Raw genomic sequence first — 17752 nt, forward strand, 5'->3', positions numbered from 1 at the left:
AAATTTTGTCGCAACGTTAAATTATTAGTTATATAAAGAAAAATCAATCGTTGTTTCCCACTAATTCATCGGCTATTAACTCACTACCATGCGTGCAACTGCTACTATTTATCAGAATCCCCTACTTCAAAGCTGTAGTTTACCCGTATTTGCGGATATTAAATCAGAGCAAGTCGAACCAGCTTTTAGTCATCTATTGGCAGAACTGGAAAAGCAATTAATTGACTTAGAGGCAAATATAGAGCCTACTTGGAACGGTTTAGTAGAACCTCTAGAAAAATTGACAGAAAGACTAAATTGGAGTTGGGGAATACTGAATCATTTAATGGGTGTAAAAAATAGTCCAGAACTACGTATTGCCTATGAAAAGGTACAGCCGCAAGTAGTTCAGTTTATGAATATCCTGGGTCAAAGTAAACCTATTTATAATGCTTTCAAAGCAATTCGGAATAGTCCTAGCTGGGAAACTTTAGATTCAGCCCAGCAGAGAATTATCAAAGCTGCAATTCGGGATGCAGAATTGTCTGGTGTTGGTTTAGAAGGAAAAGATAGAGAGCGTTTTAATACTATCCAGATGGAATTAGCAGAACTGGCAACTAGGTTTGCTAATCACGTTCTAGATGCGACTAAAGGCTTTATTTTAATTCTCACCACCCCAGATGACATTGATGGCTTACCAAGTAGCTTGTTGAGTCTTGCAGCTCAAGTTGCTCGTGCATCTGGTGAAGAAAATGCCACCCCGGAACATGGACCTTGGCATATTACTTTAGATTTTCCTAGTTATTTCCCATTCATACAGCACAGTACCAGGCGGGATTTGCGTGAAAAACTCTATAAGGCTTATATTACCCGGGCATCTTCTGGGGAATTAGATAATAATCCTTTGATTATACGAATTTTAGAGCTAAGAAAAGAACTAGCTAAATTAATTGGCTTTGAAACTTTTGCTGAACTGAGTTTGGCTAGTAAGATGGCTAAGGATATTCCCTCTGTAGAAAGGCTGTTAGAAGAACTCCGTCAAGCTAGTTATAATGCTGCTGTCAAAGATTTAGAACAACTCAAAGCCTTTGCCAAGGCGAAAGGAGCCGTAGAAGCCGAAAATTTGCAGCATTGGGATATTAGCTTTTGGGCTGAACGTCAACGGGAAGAACAATTTGCCTTTACTGCCGAGGAGTTACTTCCCTATTTTCCCCTGCCTCAAGTTCTAGATGGGCTATTTGGGCTGGTAAAAAGGCTTTTTGGGGTGACGGTGACACCTGCTGATGGTCAAGCCCCAATATGGCATGAGGATGTTCGTTATTTCCAAATTGCTGATAAATATGGTGAACCCATTGCCTATTTTTACCTAGATGCTTACAGCCGTCCTGCGGAAAAGCGTGGTGGTGCTTGGATGGATGCTTGTATTCACCGTCGCAAAGTTACAGAAAATGGTTTAACTACTATTCGGCTACCTGTAGCTTATTTGATTTGTAATCAAACTCCCCCTGTAGATGGTAATCCGAGTTTGATGGCTTTTGATGAAGTGGAGACATTGTTCCATGAATTTGGACATGGTTTACATCATATGCTGACTAAGGTGGATTATCTGGGGGCAGCAGGTATTAATAATGTTGAGTGGGACGCAGTGGAATTACCGAGCCAGTTTATGGAAAACTGGTGTTATGACCGCCAAACCTTGTTTGGCATGGCGAAACATTATGGAACAGGGGAAGCATTACCGGAACATTACTACCAAAAATTGTTGGCGGCACGTAATTACATGAGTGGTTCAACTATGTTGCGGCAACTGGATTTTAGTAGTGTGGACTTGGAGTTACATTACCGCTATTGCCCTAATAGTCAGGAAACTGTGACAGATGTGCGAAACCGGATTGCTAGGTTAACGACTGTGTTAACACCATTACCCCAGGATGCGTTTTTATGTGCTTTCGGTCATATTTTTGAAGGGGGTTATGCAGCGGGATATTATAGCTATAAATGGGCTGAAGTTCTCAGTGCTGATGCTTTTGCCGCTTTTGAAGAAGTAGGTTTGGAAGATGAAGCTGCAATTCATGCGATTGGCAGACGTTACCGAGATACGGTGTTAGCACTAGGTGGCAGTCAGCATCCAATGGATGTATTTAAAACCTTCCGGGGACGAAAACCCAGTACCAAGGCTTTACTCAAGCACAATGGACTGCTGGCTGCTGTGTAAGTTAGAAGTCGAAGGGATGAGGGAATGAGGAGAATATTTATCTTGAATTGTGCCTCTTACCTCTTGTCTCTTGTCTCTTGTGGATTTACAGGAATACCCGAAGTCCCTTGGGGAGAACCCCACCTCTGGTTTAGAGAACGCAAGGAATCCAAATTAAGTGGTTTCGGTGAACCAAGAATCTCATTGAGAGTGTTAAATAACAACTTCTTCCCGTTGGCAATCAAAGAAAAGCTCAAAAACAGTGTTAGGAATCATCTGACGGATGTGCTGAATATAGCCTTCGGCATCAGAACGACTGCGAAACCTGGAAACAATTACTTTTTCTTGTTCGGTGACAACACGGGCTACAGCCCAACCATTCAGCCTTTTTTTGTAGGCGTTATCTTCTCTTGCTGTAGGCATGGCTTGATTTTCTGAGGTGATATTTTTGTAATCCGTATTTTGTGGCATGATTATTTTATGCGTATGAATTTGAGTGAAGGGCGTTAGTATGTCTCTTAGCCAAAGATGTACTAGCGTCTTTTATTGATGATGCCACCTTGTTATTACATATTTTCAAAATTGTCAATACGTGATGCAACAACTTATCTTTTAAGAATGTTCAGTTTTATTTAATGCCAATGGGTATTTACTGAGTAGCTTAGTATTTAGATACACATAAGAACCAAAATCATTGTGTAATATATGGCATAATTCACGAATGATTTGAGGTTTCGGCTTGGGAAATATTTACGAATATTGCCATACTTTTTCAGGGTAATTTTAAAAGAATCCGAGAAAATAAAAAATGTCAATTACATCAATCATCCAAAAAGTAGCATTGCAAATAGGGGCTGTGATTTTAGTTGAACCAGAATATGAATTTGTGGGGCATATTACTTTTAAAAATGGGAAAAAGTCGGTTTTTAGTCATGCCAAATTGAATATTAATGGTTTCGCCTCAGCCGAATTAGCTAAAGATAAAGCCTATAGTAATTTTTTCCTGAAGCACTTTGGATATCGGGTGACAGAGGGAAAGACATTTTTTAGTGATCAGATGTGTGCTAAAATAGCTCATCCTCGAAATATTGATGATGGATTTAATTATGCACAATCAATGGGATTTCCTGTGATTGTTAAGCCGCTAAATCTGAGTCAAGGTATATTGGTGACTAAGGTGCATAATCAGGAGGAATATTATGATGTTGCTAATAAGATATTCCAAATTAAATCAGGGTTGATTGTTGAAAAGTTTTATAGTGGTAATGACTATAGAATTGTAGTGTTAGATGATGAGGTGATTACGGCTTATCAAAGAATTCCTTTATGTGTTGTTGGTGATGGTATATCTAATGTTTTGGAGTTGCTACAACAAAAACAGGAAAAAATTATTAGTACGGGTAGAAAAAATGTGATTAAATTTGATGATTTTCGCATTTCCCAAAAATTAAAAACACAAAATTTTGATTGGGATAGTGTGATTCCTCATGATCATACTGTTTATCTTTTGGATAGTGCTAATTTATCAAGTGGAGGTGAAGCGGTGGATTTTTCGGAAACTATTCATCCTGATTTTCAGAAGTTAGCAATTAATATGACTAAAGATATTGGACTAAGATTAGCTGGGGTGGACATACTTACCGATGATATTACTATGCCGATGGTAGATTATACGCTGATTGAAGTCAATGGTTCTCCTGGGTTAAATCACTATGCTGCTAGTGGTAAATTAGCAGCAAAGAGAGTGGAAGAGTTATATTTGAAAATTCTTCAGGTGATAGAGAATGAGAGTTAAAGGTTACAAATTTTTGCCGAGTAGTGATTCAAGTTCCTCTGACAAAGAGTTCATATCTGCGACTCTAGCCACGAGTAAACTATCATGTCCGGCATCGTTTAACCGGGATTTCCAATAGTTAATACTTTCAGCATTATTCATCCAAAACTCAATTACTGTATCTACTACTTGATCTAAGTTCCAACCCCATTTAACGGGGACTGGTTCTATAGATGCGAGGAAGGTATCTAAGGTACAAGTGTGAGTTCCTAGATATTCTATGCCTTGGTGTTGCGGTTTTACTAAACTCTGTTGTTGATGATTGAAAAAATGCAAAACAGGAGATACACCTACCAGATTGAAGCTGTATTTAATCATTCTAGTCCTCCTAATGAATTCATCAATTGCCGAGAAACTTGAATTTTGGGCAAGAATCTATTACGGAAAAGTCCGCTAACTCTATCTAGAAAAAAGCTTAACGGGTGACAAGGCGGCTAAAGAGCTTGTTTCATAAGGGATAGAGCCTGAAAGCCCCGTTGAAAAAAGAGGCGTTTATGAGGCTTGAGATTGATTAAATTCAGAGCTAAATCAGCCCATAATTCCATACCATAAATCCATAGTTGTCCGTAGAGAGCAAAGCTAAAATCACTTTGACGTGGGTACTTGTCCTGATGTTGTTGAATACGTCCGGCATAAGTCTCTATACCTAATTTTTTCATCCGTTGACCGTGCATAGTGGCTAAACTATAAGCAATGACAATCAATAATACTAAAGCTAAAAAGCGAGTTTCATTTACTTTAGTATCCTCTAAATTATAACCACCAGTTTTACAATCCTTAAAGAATTGCTCAATTCCCCATCGACATCTATAGAGGCATAAAGTTTGTTGGAGAGTTGGTAGATTCGTCAAGATATACCAAGGTTCTTTTGGTCCAGAGTTCCGATATTTTCTCTTCCAATAAACAGCGATATTAAATAAGCCTAATTCATCCCCTTTACCACATTTAACTTTTTCATAAAATCTCGACATTCCTGGCTTAAATCCTTGATTTTTAAGAACTTGATATTCTTGTTCAGGTTTTTCTTGAAAATAAAGGTTTTTCTTCTGGCGTAAAGCGAAGTAAACTCCTTGCTCATCAAGCCATTTAGCCAGTTTTGGACTATGAAATTCTCTGTCTGCTAACACCACAATTCGACATTTTTTTAACAACTTTATTGCTGTCTTTATTAATCTTTTCTGTGTTTGTAAATTACTATTTCCGACATGATTTAATGTTTCCCAATATAGTGGTAGGGCATGAGTACCCCATACCAATGTCACCATAAATATATTTCGCCCCTTCCACTGTGTTCTATCCAGTGCTACCATCCAATAACCATATTTTTGATACTGTTTTTTATGAAAATAACGGCGCTGTTCTCGATTCAGTTGTTTTGGTGTTAACGATTGTCTAATCCAATATTTTATCAATGGAAACCATAATAATTTTACGCAGAGTTTACCTATTCCTAAAAATCTTTGTAGATTACGTTTCCTGCTTTCATATTTAATTGGTTGGGGAAACAAGCTGGCCAATTTTGACAGTTTTACTTGGCGATGAGCCTGTATTAATAACAACAATATCTCTAGTGTCAAATACTGCTGTTCACTCAAATGCTTTCGGAAAATTGTTTGATATGATTGTGGTAACATTTTTTGCTTCGGGGGCTTCTTTGTCCCTATTTTTTTACTCCCTTATTTTCTCAAATTATTGCCACATCTCATCTTCAACCGCCTTGTCACCCGTTAAGAGAAAAAAGAGAATTTTTGCCTACTACATCAGTTTCAATATTAAGCTAGAAATTAGCACTCAACCCCTGCGAGTGCTAAGGTTTATTTGGTTGTTACATTGTATTATCTATTATTTGGAGAATAATTTCAAGATTGTAGATAGCTTTTTTATTTTGTGTTATTGTAATTTCTATTCAAGGGAGGTACAATAGGAAATAATTAACCGCAAATGGAAGAAGATGGACGCAGATAAACGCGGATAAACTTGTACTTTATCAGACCAAGAAAAGTTATATTGTAAATGTATTGGGTTGCACTTCGTTTAACCCAGCCTACGATTAAGTGATAATAAAGTGCGATTTAACGATTTTTGGCTAAGGCTATATTAGTAACTGGCGGACTGGATTATTATGGTTTTTTCAGTTAAAATATTTTTAAGAAAGCGTATATGGCGGTTATCGCCCTTGATGCAATACAATCTAGGGCGCAGACCCTGCGCCCCTACAGGCTTTACAATTTGCTGACTGGATCTCGCTCAAGTGCATACCGCTATAATATCACCAGACAGGTACGTAAAAAATGGTATACAGCTTTATACTCCCAGAAGAGACTATTACCAACTTTCAGGAAAAGATAGAATTCCTGGAAAAGTGCCTGAATAATGCTAACCCGCAAGATGAAATATTTGCAGAAATAATTGAGTTGGAAAATAGCGGACTAATATCTATCAATAAACTTATAGAGGAAGTGAAAAATCTACAGTACAAACTTAATAAAATTATTAAGTTTGTTAAGGCATTAAAGGAAAAAGTAGAATTGGATCAATCATCAGTTATACTTTTTGTTAGATACAATTTTCTGCTTAAAGAAATTTTAGAACAATGCTGCGAGTTTAGTTTTATCAAACATAGTAAAGAGATTTTTATGGACATAATTGTGTCTACTCTAGTGGTATATCAGAAAATTAAGAAGGAAGCTTCTTCTGTAACCTATTCGCAGCATGAAATATACATTCTTACAGAAACAAGAAAACACGTAATACAATCAATCATTAAAGCTAGTGTACAATTTAAAGTATTTACTGAAGATTTTCTTAAATCACTAGAATTGGAAGATGATATCACACCTAAAGAATCGGAAGCTATATTAACTTCTTTAGCATCTACGAAAAAATGGGATTATGTGTATAGAAAACTTGCATAGTCCTAAATTTATTGCAAAAGAAGATGTACTAAGTATACATAATAAGCAAATTAACCTATATGGTGGCTCATACGGTATCCGCGATGAAGGTTTATTAGATTCTGCGATTTACCAACCTCAAGCAAGTTTTGGAGGAGAGTTTTTACATCATACTATTGTTGAACAAGCAGCAGCATATTTATTTCACATTACTAATAATCATGCTTTTATAGATGGAAATAAACGCACCGCTTTTGATGTTATAGTGACATTCTTGAACTTGAATGATTATGAACTGAACATGACACCAGAAGAAGCATATCAATTAACAATGCAGGTTGCTGATAATAAAGTTAGTAAAGAACAGTTAATTGAGATATTGAGAGATTGTATTATAGAATTATTTTAACCCACATTCAGCATGAGTAAATATACTCAAAATATTTTTCCCAGCAGGTTATTTTGTCAAAAAAAGAATTTCATAAAACAGCTAAAACCCAATCATAATAACCAGTTCATGCTTTTTGCTATCTAGGTCGGTATTCAATGAATTTAATCTCAAACCAACTAATTTATTGACATTATTCTCAATAAACTTGATTCGAGCTTTAAATATATCGGCGATGGCTACGCCGCGCCGAAGGCATCGCTCTAATATAGAATTGCGTGTCATTGTCTGAAAGCCTTGTTATCATTGGGTTATGGATAATTCCGAAAATTCAAAAAACACCTGCGGAATGTGGGTTTTAAAATATGATTTGAGATGTGGTGCGTTACGCTGTCGCTAACGCACCCTACAATTAAAGCTATTAAACTGTCACCCCTTCCAATTGTTCATCACTCAATTCATACAACTGACGCAATTTTTCTAACTTATCTCCGTCAGCTTGCCATAATCCGCGTCCTGATGCTTCTAACATTCTTCCCAGGATATTTTTAAAAGCTTCAGGATTGGCTTTGCGTAATTTTTCTGCCATTTCTGGATCTAAAGCATAAGTTTCTGCTGCTTGATCATATACCCAATCATCTTGGAAATCAGCAGTTCCACCCCAACCTATTAACGCCGTCATGCGTTGGGAAATTTCAAAAGCACCACCAGAACCTTGATTAGCCATTGCGTCAGCCCATTTAGGATTTAATAACTTGGTTCTGTATTCCATTCGCAATAAATCATCTAAATTGCGGGGTGTGGTGTCTTTAGAAAAACTTTCGACAAAACTGGCTTGTACTTTTTTGCCGCTTTGTTTTTCTGCGGCTTTTTTCAAACCGCCTGTATTGGCATAATATTCCTGAATATCGGTTAATCCATATTCTACCGAATCTATTTCTTGAATAATGCGATCGCTAGTTTTTAATAAGGTCTGTAATACTTCTGGTCTAGCTTGTCCTTTATCATTTCTACCATAACTAAAGACATTGCGACTTTCCCAAGTATTTCCCAAATCTTCTCCAGATTCCCAATTACCATCAACCACCCTATCATTAACTAAAGAACCAAAATCACCAGAGGGATTAGAAAACAATCTTGCGGAAGAATTTTCCACACCTTGGGCTTTCAAAATCAAAGCGTGTTTTCTGATAAAATTCATTTCCTCCGGTTCATCAATTTCCGCAGCCCGTTGAAATAAATCATCCAATAATTCAATGATATTCACAAAACTATCTCGGAAAATACCCGATAGATTTGCTAACACATCAATACGCGGATGTCCAACCTCAGCCAGAGGTTTTAAATCATATCTAACGATGCGTCCTGTTCCTTCCTTCACAGGTTCAGCACCTACCAATTCCAAGAGAATCCCCAAAGATTCACCCTTAGTTTTAATAGCATCCAAACCCCATAATAAAACTGCCACTGTTTCTGGGTATTTCTTATTTTCATCTAAAGACTGAGAAATAATTTTCTTAGCAATTTCCTTACCCCTTTCAAAAGCAGCAGGAGAAGGCATCCGATAAGGATCTAAAGCATGAATATTCCTACCCGTCGGTAAAACACCAGCACCATCACGCAACAAATCACCACCAGGTGCAGGAGGAATAAACTCACCATTTAAACCCCGCAAAAGATTTGTTAACTCATCAGTAGATTGATTTAATAACCTTGTAATTTCCTCTTCCTCCTTCTCTCTGTGTTCTCTGTGGCTCTGTGGTTCGTTTCCAAAATAAGCATCCAAATAACCAGTTAACTCCTCATGATTCGGTGCTTCACCTAAAGTATGTAAACCAGAAGAAAAAAGACGATTTTCGAGAACTTGGAGATACTCATACAACTTAACCAAATAATGATCAAAAGCATGATTACTAAACATCCTCACATTTTCCGGTGTAAAGGGAATACCCAACCTTTTAGCATCATCAAAAGGACAATCTACCTCCAAACCAGTATCAACAATTTTTTTACAAATCCCTTCCTTTAACAGATAATTCTTTTCTGGATCTTCCCGATATTCTGCAATTAAATCGCGTAAATTCACCAATTCCTTATATAAACCAGCGCGTCCATAGGGTGGGACATTGTGAGAAATTAATACTCCATAACCACGACGTTTGGCTAAGATTGATTCGGAAGGATTATTTGCGGCATAGATATAGAGATTTGGCAGATTTCCCAAGAGAATATCAGACCAAGAATAGCCAGTATTTCCTAATGGTGAACCGGGCAACCATTCAACGGTTCCGTGCATTCCGAAATGAACAACTGCATCAGCTGCAAATTCATTTTGCAACCATTTATAATAGGCTGCATATTGGGGATGGGGGGTTAAATCTCTTTCAAACATTAACCGCATGGGATCACCTTGAATTCCCAAAGGTGGCTGGACACCTATCCACACATTTCCTAATTGCACACCACCAATATTGAACTCATCACCATAGGTTTTAATGCCGCTACCGGTGAGGTATTTCCATTGTTTTTCAATGCGAGATGTAAAAAGATATCCTAACCATTTTTCTAAGGTTCTGGCATTAACGGTATTTTTATTTTGTGGAGACGTTTCATGAAACGTCTCCACATTCATGGGATTAATTTCATCTGCTTCTTTAATTTGTTGGATTAATACTTCACCATCTTCAGGAATATCACCAACTGTATAACCCTGTGCTTTGAGTGCATTTAGTAATTTAATTAAACTGCGAGGAACGTTTAATAATGCAGCAGTTCCCACTGCACCGTAACCGGGGGGAAACCCATATAAAATAATGGCAATTTTCCGTTGGGAAATAGGTTTTTGGCGGAGAGAAACCCAACTTTTAACTCTATTAGTTAATCGCTGCATTCGTTCAGGAACTAAATAAATTTGTTCACCGACTAAACCACCGAGGGGAATTGTATCAATCGCACCATCTAATTCTGGCAAAGCATACAGTACAACACTTTGCAATCCGCCTACACCTTGGCGCGTCCAAGAGTAAATATCTTGAATTAATAACGGTGCAGCGACGATATAAGGGACATTTTTGGCTGTGAGAATGCGTTTAGCTACTTCCACCTGTCTTCCTGCTTCCATTGAACCAGCCGGACCACCAACTAGGGGAAATCCAATGGTAGAAACTATGGCATCAATTTTTACTGCTTCTGCGGTAAGGGAAGGAGTTTCAATGTTACCTCTTTGACGTTGTTGGGTTTCGTAGTCGCTGGTCATCCAATCTCTGACGGCTACGTGACCTTCTACGCCGTTGATAAAGATGGGTAAGGGAGTTAAACCGGCTTTTTCAAAATAGCGGATCAGTTGGGGAATATAGGGCAATTTGGTGATAACGTGCTTTCGGTAAAGTAAAATACCAATGATTGGGCGCAGGCCCTGCGCCCCTACGTCCTGGTCCCTTTTCCGATACCATTGTAAATATTCACGCGGTGATCTAAAAAACCCTTGATATTCGGGATGTAATAAACCCATGTCGGGGGTTTCGATGGGTGGCGGTATATCTCCAATTTTTAAATCTAAGTATTTTTCCGCAATTGTCCAAAATAAGGCAGCGACGTTTTCTGAACCGCCAGCGTTCCAGTAACCATAGATAATTAACCAGTTACGAAGGTCTTGGACTTTTTGGACTGGGATGAATTTTAATAACTTGGGTCCAATTTTCAGAAAACTGATATAACCGGCGAGTTTGTCTTCTTCTTTACCGTTGCTGAATTTGTCAAGGATGAATTTAATGGGTTTGGGCATTCCTGCGGGTTTGTCACCGATAGCGAATGCTCCTATTTTGGTTAAACTAATTAATTCCAGTGCTGACTCGAAAATGAGACGGATAGGAATATTAGCGACACGCTCTCGCAACCACACAACTTGGTCATAATCGAAGAGTAAACTGCCAAAGAACACATCTGCGTTTTTCAGGGCTGCTTCTACTTCCGGGCTATTGGTGGTAATATTGCGATCGCTAAATACTCGAATATCCAACTCTGGACACCGGGAACTAGCCAAATCAGCCGCTTTTCGGTACAAGTCCACGTTAAACGATTCAAACCCAGCAATCAAGACAATGCGTTTCATGCGCTTTTGCTACGAAATATTTCTTTACATTGATCTTAAACATTTTTGGGGATTAATGGGGGAATCTCTACCTAGAGATTAAAATGATGTCTATGCTTTTTGGAACTAAATTAACCAGTAGCAGACTCTTGGCATAGCAACAAAGTCAATTAAGGAGATAAAAATGAAATTCGGCATTGATATTGGTCACAACTGCCCTCCCGATAGTGGTGCAGGTGGTATTAAATCGGAAGATAAGTTAACAATGGAAGTGGGTAATAAGGTTATTGCTAAATTAGAAAGTTTAGGACATACAGTAATCTCATGCAAACCAAATAGTGCCAGTACAGTAAATCAATCATTAGGTAGCCGGTGCGAAAAAGCCAATAATAACCGAGTAGATTTTTTCGTATCTATTCATTTTAATGCTTTTAATGGACAAGCTAATGGGACAGAAGTATTTGCTATTAGCGACGCTGGCAAAAAAGTTGCCCAAAAGGTATTAGATGAAATTGTCAAATTGGGCTTTTTTAATCGTGGTGTTAAAAGTGGTTCACACCTGTATGTTCTCAAAAGAACAAATATGCCAGGAATTCTCATAGAAGGTTGCTTCATTGATTCTGCCAAAGATATGCAAATATATGATGGTGAAGCAATGGCTAATGCCATAGTTGCCGGGTTAACAGGTAAAGTAGCAAGTACTTCTGTAAATCCTGCTTCTAATGCTCCTGCAAATCCTGTTATAGATGAGGAACAGAATAAAGATAAGAGCATTCTCAGACTACAACAGGCTTTAAATCGGCTGAAAATTACTGATAAAAATAATCGTCCCTTAGTAGAAGATAATGGCATGGGAGCAGCTACATCTTCAGCAACGGAAAAATTCCAGAGAATTGTGGGAGTTTTACCAACAGGAATTGCTAGTAACACTACCTGGGATGCTATCAATCAGATATTAGCTAAACGAGTTATTCAAGGAACTCATGCTAGTGGTGTGATTATCAGATATTTACAATATCGTATAGGTGCTAATCCCGATGGTATTTATGGTTCGCAAACGGAAGCAGCGCTCAAGAAATTTCAACAGCAAAATGGTTTAACGGCTGATGGTATTATTGGGGCAATGACTTGGCAGAAATTGATAGGTTAGGAGCAATTTTTTACCTAATATCTATCCAGACTTCATAAAGGATATTGCTGGTAAATAGGGGGTTTTAAACGGTTATACTCCCTATACTAGTAGTCTGTCAACCCGAAAATGACGGGTGAAGGCAAGCAGGGGGAGAAGAGAGGCAGGGGGGGTAGGGGAGGGAAGAACAGAAGTTTTTTCCGAAGAACTCAACTCGTCTCATTCCCAGTCTCTGACTGGGAATGAATTCTAGAAGGCTCTGCCTTCAATGATATTAGAGGCAGAGCCTCATCAACTGCATTCCTAGTCAGAGACTAGGAACGAGATGTGGTAGGGATTTGAGCTTAAGTTGACACCTATGAACACTGCTAAACCCCTACACATCTGGGTTCTTTGTCATTTGGCAAAAGTTTAAATCTCACCCGTGTGTAGTATAAAAGTTCTATGGCTATTATTAGTCCTGAGTTAGCAGCAGCTTTTAATGATGAAACTAAGAGGATGTTTGAAAAGTTTTTAATGTATAAATAAACCCCTCTGGTAAACCTCTCCAGTATTAAATGTTATTCCTTTTCCCTCTCCTCTTAGGAGCCTCTTAGGAGAGGGTTAGGGAGAGGTGCGGGGAGAGGCTTTGAAACCCCCATTCCAGCTAAGTAATCTTATTTTATTTACTTAAATTTGTAGGAAAAGTAACGTCTTCATAAACATTAGTTAGAGAACAAGAAAAATTCACACTGTTTAACTCTAATTGTTGATTTACTCTATAGCTATAAAGAACCCATCTTCCTTCAGCATTGCGCCGAAAACAATCAATCCTTTGCCGATTCTGGCTTACTAAAACATATTCTTGTAAAGTGTCTAATTCTTGATAATCACTAAATTTATCACCTCTATCTAAGGCCTCTGTAGAAGGTGATAAAACTTCAATAATTAAACTCGGATATCGTTTAAAATATTCAAATTGTGTATCTCTTGAATCGCAAGTTACCATAATATCAGGATAATAGAAAATATCTAGAGATTCAATTCTCGCTTTCATATCAGCGACATAAAGACGGCATCCTGTACCACGAATATGATTTCTTAAAAGGGCGACTAAGTTAGCGGTAATTGTCACATGGGCATCACTAGCACCAGCCATTGCGTAAATTTGCCCTTGGATATATTCATGTTTAATAGGGCTGGATTTTTCAGCTTCTAAATATTCTTCTGGGGAAAGATAGGGGTGAGATTGGCTAAGAGTCATATTAGAAAACTTTTATATTGATTATTTAGATAATATCATATATTGTGTTACAATGTTAGTTGGAATTGAGGTTAAAAATATGACTCACATAACATCAAAAAAAGTAGTAAGAAGAGGAAGAATTTTTCCTGAATTGACTATATCACCAGAAGAATTAGCCAAACGAGAAGCAGAAGATGAAATATTTTATCAACGTTGTCGGGCAATTTTTGAGCGTGTCCGTCCTCAATATATCGAAAGTCACTATGGTTGGTATATTTCCATAGAACCAAATAGTGGGGAATATTTAATTGATCAGGATAGAATGCAATCTCATAAAAGAATGTTGGAAAAATATCCTCAAGCTAGACACTTCGTTTTTTGTTTGAATGAAACGGGGACAACTGGCACAATATGATAGATGGTTATTTTGGAGAAAATGGGCAATTATTTTTTGAGATTGAATTAGTTACTGATGATGGCTTAAATCTTCCTATAGATGCCCTATTTGATACGGGATTTGCAGGTTTTATGGCTGTTAATACACAAGATTTAAATGGATTAGAATGGGTGTATAGTGGGGAGGAAATTTTACGGACTGCGAAAGGTGAATCAAAATTTCAGATTTATTTAGGTCAAGTGATATTAGACGGAAAGCAGTATCAAATTCCTGTGAACGTGGGTAAAGGTATTAATGAAATTTTATTGGGTTCTGAGTGGTTGAAGTTGTTGCGTTTGGTGGTGGATTTTCCAGAGGGTATTTTAACTTTGGGATAATTTTTTATTTCGCGCAAAGATACAAAGGAGCAAAGGCGCAAAGGAAGAGAAGTGTTATAAAATATATATAGTTCCAATACCAGGATAAATCATGACTATTCAAATTAATGCTCCTCCTGCTATTGATTATGCACCTCTGGAATTACAAGGGGAATTAATCGCTATGCAAGAATTAACTATTGAGGAGTTATTAACTATTGCTCAAAGTCGAGTTCCAGAAAGTCAGCAAGAATTACATTTACAACTTTTAGAAAAAAATCAAAATAATCAATTAAGTGAATCTGATAGATTATTATTGAAATCGCTGCGAGTGAGTGCTGATTATTTAATGTTGAAAAAAGCCTATGCCTATGCACTTTTAAAGTGGAAAGGTTATTCTCTTCCAGATTTTGAGCAATTAGTATAATACCAGTGTCATCTATTTCTAAATCTCTTCGTCAACAAGTTATTAATGAGGCGAGCTATAGATGTGAATATTGTCGCACATCTAGCCGTTTAACAGGTATGCCTTTAGTTATGGATCATATTTTGCCTAGTTCTTTAGGGGGAAATGATGAGCGAGAAAATTTAGCTGCTTGTTGTTATCGTTGTAATGAGTTTAAAGGAGCGAAAATAACAGCTAATGATCCTGTAACGAATGAATCTGTATCTTTGTTTAATGCTCGTCTACAAAGATGGTTAGAGACTTCCAAGAAATAAATTATCCCAAGAAACGAACCACAGAGGCACAGAGTACACAGAGAGAGAATTTTTGCATCAGTTTTGGGACATTTTTTTATTTGGAAGTCTCTTAGATCATTTTCAATGGGCAAATGGTGGTACTCATATTATTGGGATAACTGCTATTGGCAGAGGTACAGTTTTAGCTTTACGATTAAATAATGAAGATGTTGTCCAAGCTAGGGCTATTTGGATTGGTTTAAGTTGGCATCCTCCTAATGATTAATGATGGGGATTTTTGGGGTTTTTATTTCGCGCAAAGAAAAAATGAAACCCCAAACAAAGGTTTTTGTAATCTTACCTATTGACAAATGATAAGGGTTACGTATAATAGTACGTAATATTATATTCATATTAAGTCAGCGTTTCTGGAAAACGCAGGTATCATGTCAATGGCAATTTTTAGCAATGCTTACTCAGATGAGTTAGTGACAGCTACTGAGTTAAATCGTCAACCTGGAAAGGTTTTAGATAAGGCTTATGAACACCCAATTACTATTACTAGAAATGACCAATCTTTTGCGCTGTTGCGTCGTGAGGATGTGGCTTATTTAGTGAAAGGTGTAACACAAAGTAAGGCGGTTTTTGAGGTATTATCGTTGGCGTTTCGGTTATTGTTGGGTCAAGAAATTGGTTATGAACATCCTTATGGTTGGTTGCGGGTTTTTGATGCTGATGAATTGCAAGAGTTTATTAAAGAAGTGAGTGAGGCTTTTCGCTTAACTGATACTTCTAATCAGGCTTGGGATTTGATTGATGCTATTATTTATGAATGGAAAGAAAGTTCTATAGCTATTAGTAGTCCTGAGTTAGCAGCAGCTTTTAATGATGAAAATAAAGAGGGAAAATCATGTTAAAATTTATGTTCAAATAATGATAAAAGTTGCAATTAAGCACAATTTAAGTTAAGATAATAAATAGAGTTAAAGTTAATGATATGACTCACATAACATCAAAAAAAGTGGTAAGAAGAGGAAGAATTTTTCCTGAATTGATTATATCACCAGAAGAATTAGCTAGACGAGAAGCAGAAGATGAAATATTTTATCAACGTTGTCGGGCAATTTTTGATCGTGTCCGTCCTGAATATATGGAAAGTCACTATGGTTGGTATATTGCCATAGAACCAGATAGTGGAGAATACTTTCTTGATCAAGATAATATCCAAGCTCATAAAAAAGTCCATGAAAAATATCCAAAGGCTAAGAATTATGTGTTTTGCTTAAATGAAACAGGAACGACTGGGAGAATATGATTCAGGGAAATTTTGGTAGTGAGGGGCAGCTATTTTTTGAGCTTGATTTGATTACGGCTGATGGATTAAATCTACCTGTGGATGCGATGTTAGATACAGGATTTACCAAGTTTATGGCAATTAATACTCAAGATTTGGATGGACTGGATTGGGTTTTTCTTGGTAATGAACCTATGCAAACAGCACAAGGTGAATCAAGGTTTAATATCTATTTAGGTAAGGTAATATTGGATGGTAAGGAATATGAAATTCCTGTTCATGTGGGGGATAATATTACAGAAGTTTTATTAGGTTCTGAATGGTTGAAGTTTTTGCGTTTGGTTGTGGATTTTCCAGAAGGTATTTTGAATTTAGGATAATTTTTTATTTCGCGCAAAGGCGCAAAGGTGAAATCATGAATATCCAAATTAAACCGGAATTAGAGCAAATTATTCAAGCGCAAATTGCTACGGGTAGATATACAAATCCTGAAGATGTAATTAGTAAGGCTTTGAAGTTACTTTTGGAGTGGGATAAGGGTTATCAAAATTGGTTGGAAGAAACACGGGAAAAGGTTGATATTGCTATTGAACAATTGGATAGAGGGGAAGGTATTAATGGAGATGTTGTGATTTCACAATTGCGGGATAAGTTGCGTCAAGCGAGAGAGATACAAGGATGAAAATACATATTATTTCTCCAGAAGCTAGTCGGGATTTATTAGAAATTATTGATTATTTTGCCAATAGAAATATTGATGCTGGAGAGCGTTTTGTTGATGAATTTGAGAAAAAATGTAAATATTTAGCTAATTTCCCCAATATGGGGCGTAGCTATGAATATATTAGGGTTGATTTGCAGGGTGTTCCTTTGGATGGTTATGTTATTTTTTATTGAGTTATTAATGGTGGGATTGAAATTGTGCGTGTAGTTAGTGGTTATCGAAATCTGGAATCTTTGTTTACAGAATCAATGGATGATTGAAACTTTATCTCACGCAAAGACGCAAAGGAAGAATACAAAAAATTTAACCCTCTGCAAAACCAGTAAACTGCCTAATATGAGGCGCTCTAAATCGCTTTACCTGATTCCATGATAATTATACTTTCTCCTGCTGCTACTTGGTGAAGATAGCTAGTGAAGTTTTTCTGGATTTCATCAATGGTTATGGTTAACATGAGATGATTGTTTAGGAATGTTTCTAGTATATCAAGAAGTTATGAATATTTTTATTTCACGCAAAGGTGCAAAGGAAGAGAAGTGTTATAAAATATATACAGGATAAATAGCA

The 17752-nt window shown here is 37.1% G+C and carries 22 protein-coding genes; 15 read left to right on the top strand and 7 right to left on the bottom strand.

Annotated elements, in window-relative coordinates:
* The first annotated feature begins 88 nt into the window (after positions 1-88).
* Positions 89-2194, top strand: a complete 2106-nt coding sequence (locus AA650_RS24300; RefSeq protein ID WP_053540993.1) for a M3 family metallopeptidase — start codon at positions 89-91, stop codon at positions 2192-2194.
* A 192-nt stretch (positions 2195-2386) separates the two neighbouring features.
* Here AA650_RS24300 and AA650_RS24305 read toward each other — a convergent pair whose 3' ends face one another.
* Positions 2387-2644, bottom strand: a complete 258-nt coding sequence (locus tag AA650_RS24305) for a hypothetical protein (RefSeq protein WP_027402924.1) — start codon at positions 2642-2644, stop codon at positions 2387-2389.
* A gap of 337 nt (positions 2645-2981) precedes the next feature.
* On the opposite strand from AA650_RS24305, the gene AA650_RS24310 reads away from it, so the two are divergent.
* Complete coding sequence (locus tag AA650_RS24310; RefSeq protein ID WP_053540994.1) at positions 2982-3968, top strand: cyanophycin synthetase; 987 nt, start codon at positions 2982-2984, stop codon at positions 3966-3968.
* A gap of 3 nt (positions 3969-3971) precedes the next feature.
* Here AA650_RS24310 and AA650_RS24315 read toward each other — a convergent pair whose 3' ends face one another.
* Positions 3972-4322, bottom strand: coding sequence for a hypothetical protein (locus AA650_RS24315; RefSeq protein ID WP_053541402.1), 351 nt, complete (start codon positions 4320-4322; stop codon positions 3972-3974).
* A gap of 119 nt (positions 4323-4441) precedes the next feature.
* Complete coding sequence (locus tag AA650_RS24320) at positions 4442-5641, bottom strand: IS4 family transposase (protein WP_053537530.1); 1200 nt, start codon at positions 5639-5641, stop codon at positions 4442-4444.
* A 657-nt stretch (positions 5642-6298) separates the two neighbouring features.
* Between AA650_RS24320 and AA650_RS24325 the strand changes: the two genes are divergently transcribed.
* Together AA650_RS24325 and AA650_RS24330 are read left to right on the top strand one after the other, a co-directional pair.
* Positions 6299-6922, top strand: a complete 624-nt coding sequence (locus AA650_RS24325) for a hypothetical protein (protein WP_053540995.1) — start codon at positions 6299-6301, stop codon at positions 6920-6922.
* On the top strand, positions 6915-7310 hold the full coding sequence (locus AA650_RS24330) for a type II toxin-antitoxin system death-on-curing family toxin (RefSeq protein WP_053541403.1): 396 nt from the start codon (positions 6915-6917) through the stop codon (positions 7308-7310). Before AA650_RS24325 ends, AA650_RS24330 begins: the two co-directional genes overlap by 8 nt.
* An 81-nt stretch (positions 7311-7391) precedes the next feature.
* Here AA650_RS24330 and AA650_RS28445 read toward each other — a convergent pair whose 3' ends face one another.
* Together AA650_RS28445 and bchH are read right to left on the bottom strand one after the other, a co-directional pair.
* Positions 7392-7574 carry a hypothetical protein gene (locus tag AA650_RS28445; protein ID WP_152608850.1) on the bottom strand — a complete coding sequence of 61 codons (183 nt, stop codon included), beginning with the start codon at positions 7572-7574 and terminating at the stop codon, positions 7392-7394.
* A 136-nt stretch (positions 7575-7710) separates the two neighbouring features.
* Positions 7711-11400 carry a magnesium chelatase subunit H gene (gene bchH, locus AA650_RS24335; protein ID WP_053540996.1) on the bottom strand — a complete coding sequence of 1230 codons (3690 nt, stop codon included), beginning with the start codon at positions 11398-11400 and terminating at the stop codon, positions 7711-7713.
* Positions 11401-11563: 163 nt separating this feature from the next.
* Here bchH and AA650_RS24340 point away from each other — a divergent pair, with 163 nt between their 5' ends.
* Positions 11564-12529, top strand: a complete 966-nt coding sequence (locus AA650_RS24340; RefSeq protein ID WP_053540997.1) for an N-acetylmuramoyl-L-alanine amidase — start codon at positions 11564-11566, stop codon at positions 12527-12529.
* 640 nt (positions 12530-13169) lie between these two features.
* On the opposite strand, the gene AA650_RS24345 is transcribed toward AA650_RS24340, so the two are convergent.
* Positions 13170-13751, bottom strand: a complete 582-nt coding sequence (locus AA650_RS24345) for a Uma2 family endonuclease (protein ID WP_027402916.1) — start codon at positions 13749-13751, stop codon at positions 13170-13172.
* Between the two features lie 79 nt (positions 13752-13830).
* Between AA650_RS24345 and AA650_RS24350 the strand changes: the two genes are divergently transcribed.
* The 10 genes from AA650_RS24350 to AA650_RS24395 all read left to right on the top strand — a co-directional run bounded on the left by AA650_RS24350 (position 13831) and on the right by AA650_RS24395 (position 17358).
* A complete protein-coding gene (locus AA650_RS24350; RefSeq protein WP_053541404.1) occupies positions 13831-14148 on the top strand; it encodes a hypothetical protein in 318 nt (105 codons plus the stop codon).
* A complete protein-coding gene (locus tag AA650_RS24355) occupies positions 14145-14507 on the top strand; it encodes an aspartyl protease (RefSeq protein ID WP_053540998.1) in 363 nt (120 codons plus the stop codon). Before AA650_RS24350 ends, AA650_RS24355 begins: the two co-directional genes overlap by 4 nt.
* A gap of 91 nt (positions 14508-14598) precedes the next feature.
* Positions 14599-14913, top strand: a complete 315-nt coding sequence (locus tag AA650_RS24360) for a hypothetical protein (protein ID WP_053540999.1) — start codon at positions 14599-14601, stop codon at positions 14911-14913.
* Positions 14914-14918: 5 nt separating this feature from the next.
* On the top strand, positions 14919-15206 hold the full coding sequence (locus AA650_RS24365) for an HNH endonuclease (protein ID WP_234413254.1): 288 nt from the start codon (positions 14919-14921) through the stop codon (positions 15204-15206).
* A 52-nt stretch (positions 15207-15258) separates the two neighbouring features.
* Positions 15259-15453: a hypothetical protein gene (locus tag AA650_RS24370; RefSeq protein ID WP_228043854.1), complete on the top strand. Its 195-nt coding sequence runs from the start codon at positions 15259-15261 to the stop codon at positions 15451-15453.
* A gap of 160 nt (positions 15454-15613) precedes the next feature.
* Positions 15614-16084 (top strand): hypothetical protein, encoded by a 471-nt coding sequence (locus tag AA650_RS24375; protein ID WP_053541000.1) that lies wholly within the window; start codon positions 15614-15616, stop codon positions 16082-16084.
* 80 nt (positions 16085-16164) lie between these two features.
* Positions 16165-16482, top strand: coding sequence for a hypothetical protein (locus AA650_RS24380; protein ID WP_027402913.1), 318 nt, complete (start codon positions 16165-16167; stop codon positions 16480-16482).
* Positions 16479-16841 (top strand): aspartyl protease, encoded by a 363-nt coding sequence (locus AA650_RS24385; RefSeq protein ID WP_053541001.1) that lies wholly within the window; start codon positions 16479-16481, stop codon positions 16839-16841. The genes AA650_RS24380 and AA650_RS24385 overlap by 4 nt, the downstream gene beginning before the upstream one ends.
* Positions 16842-16876: 35 nt before the next feature.
* Complete coding sequence (locus tag AA650_RS24390; protein WP_053541002.1) at positions 16877-17143, top strand: ribbon-helix-helix domain-containing protein; 267 nt, start codon at positions 16877-16879, stop codon at positions 17141-17143.
* A complete protein-coding gene (locus AA650_RS24395; protein ID WP_306459842.1) occupies positions 17140-17358 on the top strand; it encodes a type II toxin-antitoxin system RelE/ParE family toxin in 219 nt (72 codons plus the stop codon). The genes AA650_RS24390 and AA650_RS24395 overlap by 4 nt, the downstream gene beginning before the upstream one ends.
* Before the next feature lie 173 nt (positions 17359-17531).
* Here the strand turns inward: AA650_RS24395 and AA650_RS29530 are convergent, their stop codons facing one another.
* Positions 17532-17639, bottom strand: a complete 108-nt coding sequence (locus AA650_RS29530; RefSeq protein WP_367272404.1) for a type II toxin-antitoxin system Phd/YefM family antitoxin — start codon at positions 17637-17639, stop codon at positions 17532-17534.
* Between the last annotated feature and the right edge of the window lie 113 nt (positions 17640-17752).

This window comes from Anabaena sp. WA102, assembly GCF_001277295.1.
In the GTDB taxonomy this organism is placed as follows: Bacteria; Cyanobacteriota; Cyanobacteriia; order Cyanobacteriales; family Nostocaceae; genus Dolichospermum; species Dolichospermum heterosporum.